This is a genomic window from Bradyrhizobium sp. (assembly GCF_028868675.1).
Classification (GTDB): Bacteria; Pseudomonadota; Alphaproteobacteria; order Rhizobiales; family Xanthobacteraceae; genus Bradyrhizobium.
Map to the genome: position 1 here is coordinate 1 of NZ_JAGWUA010000233.1, position 6,921 is coordinate 6,921.

Annotated in this window: 7 protein-coding genes; 2 read left to right on the forward strand and 5 right to left on the reverse strand. The window is 67.6% G+C overall.

What is annotated here, in order from left to right; translation table 11 throughout:
* Positions 1–378: 378 nt before the first annotated feature.
* The gene (gene queF, locus KGM94_RS22125) at positions 379–837 is read left to right on the forward strand and encodes a preQ(1) synthase (protein WP_300264113.1); all 459 of its coding nucleotides are present in this window, start codon (positions 379–381) and stop codon (positions 835–837) included.
* Between the two features lie 90 nt (positions 838–927).
* Here the strand turns inward: queF and KGM94_RS22130 are convergent, their stop codons facing one another.
* From KGM94_RS22130 to KGM94_RS22145, 4 genes are all read right to left on the reverse strand, one after another.
* The gene (locus tag KGM94_RS22130; protein WP_300264115.1) at positions 928–3,021 is read right to left on the reverse strand and encodes a HAMP domain-containing methyl-accepting chemotaxis protein; all 2,094 of its coding nucleotides are present in this window, start codon (positions 3,019–3,021) and stop codon (positions 928–930) included.
* Between the two features lie 143 nt (positions 3,022–3,164).
* Entirely contained in the window at positions 3,165–4,373 is a 1,209-nt protein-coding gene (locus tag KGM94_RS22135; RefSeq protein ID WP_300264117.1) for an MFS transporter, read from the reverse strand.
* Positions 4,373–5,236: a 3-deoxy-8-phosphooctulonate synthase gene (kdsA, locus tag KGM94_RS22140; protein ID WP_300264119.1), complete on the reverse strand. Its 864-nt coding sequence runs from the start codon at positions 5,234–5,236 to the stop codon at positions 4,373–4,375. Before kdsA ends, KGM94_RS22135 begins: the two co-directional genes overlap by 1 nt.
* 101 nt (positions 5,237–5,337) lie before the next feature.
* Positions 5,338–5,664 (reverse strand): NIPSNAP family protein, encoded by a 327-nt coding sequence (locus KGM94_RS22145; protein WP_300264121.1) that lies wholly within the window; start codon positions 5,662–5,664, stop codon positions 5,338–5,340.
* Positions 5,665–5,784: 120 nt separating this feature from the next.
* Between KGM94_RS22145 and KGM94_RS22150 the strand changes: the two genes are divergently transcribed.
* Entirely contained in the window at positions 5,785–5,949 is a 165-nt protein-coding gene (locus KGM94_RS22150; RefSeq protein ID WP_300264123.1) for a hypothetical protein, read from the forward strand.
* Positions 5,950–5,961: 12 nt separating this feature from the next.
* Here KGM94_RS22150 and KGM94_RS22155 read toward each other — a convergent pair.
* A partial coding sequence (locus KGM94_RS22155; RefSeq protein WP_300264125.1) for a CTP synthase occupies positions 5,962–6,921 on the reverse strand: 960 nt, incomplete at its 5' end.

Consider the following 6,921-nt stretch of genomic DNA (forward strand, 5'->3'; position numbering starts at 1 on the left):
AGGTGCTTCGAGGCATCGACGATCCGGAGATCCGAGGCTCCCATTTCGCCGGCCAGCCATTCGACCGAGACGAGGCTATCCATCTACGCGGCTCCTCCTCCTCGCTGCGTAAGAGTCCCGGATTACTCTTGCTGCAACGCGGCGTCGAGAGTCTTCCGCAACCGATTATCGCAACCGGCCAACCCGCCCCTGCACCGGCCGGTCGCGCTGCCCCCCGCTTCAGGCCGCCGCCGCCAGCGCGCGCTGGCTCGCCGCGCCGAAGATGCGCGGCCCCCGGTCGAGCCGGAACGGCCGCAGCGGCGCTGAACGCCCTGCGAACCCCCGATCCCGCCCGAGCCGACTTGTGCCCGCCGCGCGATTGGCGCAAGGCTCGCAGCCATGACGGACCCTGCCGCCCCGCTCCACCTCGGCCGCCACAGCGCGCTCCCCGCCTCCCCCGAAGAGGCCGTGCTCGACTATGTGCCCAACCCGCGCCCCGATGCGCTCTACCTCGCCCGTTTCGCCGCGCCCGAGTTCACCTCGCTCTGCCCGGTCACCGGCCAGCCCGATTTCGCCCACCTGGTGATCGACTATGCGCCGGCGGCGACCATCGTCGAATCGAAAAGCCTCAAGCTGTTCCTTGGCTCGTTCCGCAACCACTGCGGCTTCCACGAGGACGTGACCGTGGGCATCGGCCAGCGCCTGTTCACCGAAATGCAGCCGCGCTGGCTGCGCATCGGCGGCTACTGGTATCCGCGCGGCGGCATCCCGATCGACGTGTTCTGGCAGACCGGCAAGGCGCCGAAAGGCCTGTGGCTGCCCGACCAGGGCGTCGCGCCCTATCGCGGGCGGGGCTGAAATCGGTCTCGTGCCCCGGGCGCAGCGCAGCACGAAGTGGTGCGCTGCTGCATCCGGGGAACGAACAGAGTGCCGGGAGCGCGGCGGAATCTATGCCACCGCGCGCACCTTGCCGATGAAGCTGTCGACCTCCGAGGTCAGCGAGGTCGACTGGCTCGACAGGTTGGCGGCGGCCTTGAGCACGCCGGCGGCCGCGCGGCCGGTCTCGTTCGCCGCCGAGCTGACGCTCGCGATATTGCGGGTCACGGTCGAGGTCGCTTCCGCCGTGTGCTGCACGGTGCTCGCGATCTCGGCGGTGGCCTTGTTCTGCTCCTCGACCGCGGAGGCGATCACGCGGTTGATGCTCGAGACCTCCTCGATGGTCTTGACGATGCCGTCGATCGCGGCGACGGCCTTCTGGGTCGCCTCCTGGATCTCCGTGACCTGGGTGCTGATCTCCTCGGTCGCCTTGGCGGTCTGCGACGCCAGGTTCTTGACCTCGCTCGCCACCACGGCAAATCCCTTGCCGGATTCGCCGGCGCGCGCGGCTTCGATGGTCGCGTTGAGCGCGAGCAGATTGGTCTGGCCGGCGATCGAGGTGATGAGCCCGATCACCTCGCCGATGCGGTCCGCGCCCTCGGCGAGCGCACGTACGGTGGTGTTGGTCTCCTTCACCGTATCGACCGCCTGCTCGGTGGCGCGGGTGGCCTGCTCGACCTGGCGGTTGATCTCGCGAATCGAGACGTTGAGCTCTTCGGCCGCGGCCGCCACCGTCTGCACGCCACCGCCGACCTGATCGGCGAGGTTCGAGGCCGAGCCGGCCTGGTCCTGCGCTTCCGTCGCGGTACCCGACATCGAGCGTGCGGTGCTCTCCAGTTCGCTCGAGGCGTCCGACAGCGTCTGCACCATCTGGCCGATCCGGCTCTCGAACTGCCTGACGACGCCCGCGAGCTCGGCCGCGCGCTTCTCCTTGGCCGCACGTTCGGCGGCCTGATCTCCCGACAGACGCTCGGCGTTGATCATGGCCTCCTTGAACACCTGCAGCGCGGCGGCCATGCGACCGATCTCGTCGTTGCGGTCGAGACCCGGCACTTCACTTGCGAAATCGTTGGCCGCAAAGCGGGTCATGACGCCCGTGATCGCGGTCAGCGGCTGCGTCACCCGGTTCCGGATCATCAGCATGCCGCCGATCATCAGCGCAAGGGAGGCCGGCATCAGCAGCCCGTAGAGGATCAGCCCGAGGCGCGCCTGGGCGGCGCCCGCTTCCGCGCGCGAGATCATGTTGGCGAGCGCGGCCTTGGTGACGGTGACGAGCTTGTCGGCGCCGGCAAGCTGGCGGTCGCGAAACTCGATGCCGACGACGCCGGCGGGTTCACCCTTCAGCAGGCGAGCCGCGATGGTGTTGCGTTCCTCGTGGAAGCTGCCGGATATCTCGGGCTCGGCGTCACGGATCGCCTGCAAGAGCTCCGGGGATCCGACATCGGGGCCGAGATCCCGCACGATGGTCCATGCCTGCTGGACCCGGCCGCGCAGATCGGCGAATTCGAGCGCATCGGTCGGGCCCCAGGTCTTGTTCGCGACGATCGAGCTCAACTCGACCAAAATGGTCTGGCCGGCGTTGGCGCGCGCGAGCCAAGCCGCCTGCTTGGCGATCACCAGGCGATCCACGACCGGATCGATCATGGTCATGGCACCGTCGACATGCGCCGTCACCTCGCCGATCGCCGCCATATAGGCGTCGCTGGTCTTGGCCCAGCTCGGGGTCAGGCTGGCCTCCCGCGCGGCCTTCTCCTGACGCAGCGCAGCCACGGCGCGCGGCCGCAGCTCTTCCAGCTGCGCCCAGACGCCGCGCAGCTTCTCGAGCCGCTCGGCAAGGCCGGGCGCATCCACCGCGGAGAGGCTCTGCAGCGCCAGCGCGTAGTTCTTCTGGGCGGTGGCGCGCAGCTCGGCGATGTTGTTCATGACGCTGTCGGGAGCGGCCGTCGCGCCGGCGAGGAAGCTCAGCGTGTCGCCGCGCTCGAGGCGGAACACCACCAGCGCGTTGGTCAGGTCGCGGCTGGCAACCGCCAGCGAGACGATGCGGTTGCTGTCGGCATAGCGGCTGACCGCCTGCTTCAGACTGTGGGCACTGATGACGACGAGCACGACACCGAGAGAGCCGACCACGGCCCCGAGGATTCGTGCGACTGAACTCTGCTTTTGCATCGGAATATCCAACAGGTGACGCCGCGGCGGCGCGCGGCCTTGGCAACACCGTAGGTCTGGAAAGGTGAGATTTGATTAAAAGCCGCCCCGTTGTTTCCCGGAGAAAGCGGTAGCAAGCTACTGGCGTTGGCGAAAATGCCGGCTCAGAGCACCGCGTCCGCCGGTGCGCGCTGCCTGAGCAGCCCGGCGCAGACCAGACCGAGCCCGACCATCGCCACCGCGCTCGCGAGCATCGTCGGCACCTTGCCGGCGTGCGCCAGCCCGAAGCCGTAGGCGAGCGGGCCGACGGTCTGGCCCATGAAGAAGAAGAACGAGTGCAGCGACAGCGCGGTGGCGCGCGCCTCGACCGACAGTTCGCTGGCGAACACCTGAAGGCAGCCATGGGCCATGTAGAAGCCCCACCCCATCACCACGAGGTTGAGCATCTGGATCTCCCAGCGCGGCCCGAAGGCGACCGCGGCGAGCTGGGAGGCCACCAGGATGGTGCCCGCGATCATCATGCCCCCGACGCCGAGCTTCGGCAGGAAGCGCGACACCGTCATGCTGTAGAACAGCCCTCCGATCGCAAAACCCGCGATGACGAGGCCTGCGATCGACAGCGAGGTCTCGCCGAGGTCGAACAGGAACGAGGCGATGTAGGGAAACAGGCCGAGCACGCAGCAGCCTTCAACGAACACGGCCGAATAGCACACCGGCGCATTCGGGTTGGTGAAGATGGTGCGGTAGCCGGTCTTCAGTGCAGTGAGCGTCGTCTTCGGCGGGTTGGTCAGCTTCGCGCCGCGAAAGCCCGCGGCGACCGCGACCGAAGCCACGATCACCAGCGCGCCGAGCACCGCCAGCACGCCGCGCCAGCCGAGCAGGTCGCCGATCAGGCCGGAGGCGGAGGCGCCGAGCAGGTTGCCGGTCATGGAGCCCGCAAGCGTGCGTCCGATCGCGATCTGCCGCTTCTCCGGCCCGACCAGGTCGCTGGTCAGGCTCAGCGCGATCGGAAACACGCCGCCCGAGCCGATGCCGGCCAGGATGCGCGTGGCGAACAGCAGCGAGAACGAGGTCGTCAGCGCGCCCAGGATGTTGGCGAGGCCGAGCAGCGCGAGGCACACGATCATCAGCCGCGCCTTGCCGAAGAGATCGGCGGCCGCACCGACCAACGGCTGGATGATCGAGAAGGTGAAGGCAAAGACGGCGGAGAAGCTCGCGGCGGTCGCGATGCTGACGGCGAAATCGTCGGCGATGTGCGGCAGCACCGGATCGAGCGCGCGGGCCGACAGGCTTGCGGCAAAGCTCGCGCCCGCGATGACGTAGAGCGCCGGCGGCAAGCCGTGATCGTGCGGCCGCGCCTCCGATTGCGGCATCAGCGCGCGCCGGCCCTGCCGGGGTTCTTGGCCAGCGCGTCGAACGCCATCAGCCTGCGCACGAGCCCCTCAAACTCGGAGAGCGGCACCATGTTCGGTCCATCGGACGGCGCGCGATCCGGATCGGGATGGGTCTCGATGAAGACGCCGGCCACCCCGACCGCGACGGCCGCGCGCGCCAGCACCGGCACGAATTCGCGCTCGCCGCCCGAGGAGGCCCCCTTCCCGCCCGGCTGCTGCACCGAATGGGTGGCGTCGAAGATCACGGGCGCGCCGGTGGTACGCGCCATGATCGGCAGCGCGCGCATGTCGGACACCAGCGTGTTGTAGCCGAACGACGCGCCGCGCTCGGTGACGAGCACGTTGCGGTTGCCGGCACCGGTGACCTTGGCGACGACGTTGGCCATGTCCCACGGCGCCAAGAACTGGCCCTTCTTGACGTTGACCACCTTGCCGGTCGCGGCCGCCGCGAGCAGGAGGTCGGTCTGCCGGCACAGGAACGCCGGAATTTGCAGCACGTCGACGGCCTGCGCGACGTCGGCACATTGCGCAGGCTCGTGCACGTCGGTGAGCACGGGCAGAGCGAGCGAGGAACGGATTTCCGCGAAGATCGGCAGCGATTGCGCGAGCCCGAGGCCGCGCGCGCCGGATGCGCTGGTGCGGTTGGCCTTGTCGAACGAGGTCTTGTAGACGAGGCCGACCTTCAGCCGGGCTGCGATCTCCTTCAGCGCGGCGGCAACCTCGAGCGCGTGCTGGCGGCTCTCGAGCTGGCAGGGGCCGGCAATGATCGCGATGGGCAGATCATTGCCGAACCGGACCGGACCGGCCGTGACGACCGGTGCTGCAGAAATGCTTGCGCTCAAGGCAACATCCTCGTTTCGGCGCGACCATAGCGGCGAGGCGGGTCGGATCAACCCCATTTCCGACCGGCCGCCCGAATATCAGGGTTGCGGCGCGCAGTGCGCTACTTCACCACGGAGAACGCCGTCGGCGCCAGGATCTGGCTGACGATGTTCTCGACGATCTGCCCGTCGGCCTCCGTCTTGGCGCGCGCCTCGATCCATGCGGGATCGGTCATGAAGGCCGTCCACTTCTTCTCGCGCTCGGCGAGCGATTCCCAGGCCAGGAAATAGGTCAATTCCTGATTGGACAGGCCAAGCATCGTCGTGAAGAAGCCGGCCTGCCGGATGCCGTGCTTCTCCCAAATCTTCAGCGTGATCGTGTCGAACCGCTTGAGCAGCGCCGGCAACCGGCCCGGCACGCAGCGATACACGCGCATTTCGTAAATCATGTTGGTCCTCCCTGCCATTTTGTCGTGGTTTATACAGCCCGGCCCTGCAACTGTCTTGATGGCCAGTGGACATGGCACATCTGCCTGAGCGACACCCGGCTGTCCCTAACGCGAGGCGCCATGTCTGAGAAGACTCAACAGTCTGGGTTCGACGACGAAAACGCGGAGTGGACCCGGACAGATTTCGCGAAAGCGGTCAAATTTCCGGCGGGCGTTCGGTTGAAGGACCTGAAGCCGACCGATCTCGCACGGATGGTTGAAAAGCCCGAACCGCAACAGGACTAACCGGCTGAGCCCTTACACCAGTCGGCTCTGCACCACCGCGGCCTGGATGAAGGACGCAAAGAGAGGATGCGGTTCAAAAGGCCGCGACTTCAGCTCGGGGTGGAACTGCACGCCGATGAACCAGGGATGGTCCTCGTATTCGACGATCTCCGGCAGCACGCCGTCCGGCGACATCCCTGAGAATTTCAGCCCGTGCTGCTCCAGCCGGTCCTTGTAGGCGGTGTTGACCTCGTAGCGATGACGGTGGCGCTCCGAAATCTCGGTCGCATCGCCATAGACCTGGGAGACGCGGCTGCCGCGCTTGAGCGCCGCGGGATAGGCGCCGAGCCGCATCGTGCCGCCGAGGTCGCCCGCCTTCGAGCGCCGCTCCAATTCGTTGCCGCGCAGCCATTCCGTCATCAGGCCGACCAGCGGCTCGCTGGTCGGACCGAACTCGGTGGAGTTCGCCTCCTCGATGCCGACGAGGTTGCGCGCCGCCTCGATCACCGCCATCTGCATGCCGAAGCAGATGCCGAAATACGGCACGTCGCGCTCGCGAGCGAACTGTGCCGCGCGGATCTTGCCTTCCGCGCCGCGCTGGCCGAAGCCGCCTGGCACCAAGATGCCGTTGACGTGCTCGAGGAACGGCGCGGGATCCTCCTTCTCGAAGATCTCGCTCTCGATCCAGTCGAGGTTGACCTTGACCTTGTTGGCGATGCCGCCGTGCGACAGCGCCTCGATCAGCGACTTGTACGCATCCTTCATGCCGGTGTACTTGCCGACGATGGCGATGGTGACGTTGCCTTCGGGGTTGCGGACGCGCTCGTTGATCTCGTGCCAGCTCTGCAGCGCCGGCGGAATCCGCGAGCCGATGCCGAAGGCGGCCAGCACCTCGTCATCGAGGCCGGCGGCGTGATAGGCCTCCGGCACGGCGTAGATGTTGTCGACGTCGCGCGCCTCGATCACGGCGCTTTCGCGCACGTTGCAGAACAG

Coding starts and splice junctions, on each gene's coding strand:
- KGM94_RS22150 (WP_300264123.1), top strand. CDS start 5,785: ATGTCTGAGAAGACTCAACAGTCTGGGTTCGACGACGAAAACGCGGAG.
- queF (WP_300264113.1), top strand. CDS start 379: ATGACGGACCCTGCCGCCCCGCTCCACCTCGGCCGCCACAGCGCGCTC.
- KGM94_RS22135 (WP_300264117.1), bottom strand. CDS start 4,373: ATGCCGCAATCGGAGGCGCGGCCGCACGATCACGGCTTGCCGCCGGCG.
- KGM94_RS22145 (WP_300264121.1), bottom strand. CDS start 5,664: ATGATTTACGAAATGCGCGTGTATCGCTGCGTGCCGGGCCGGTTGCCG.
- KGM94_RS22130 (WP_300264115.1), bottom strand. CDS start 3,021: ATGCAAAAGCAGAGTTCAGTCGCACGAATCCTCGGGGCCGTGGTCGGC.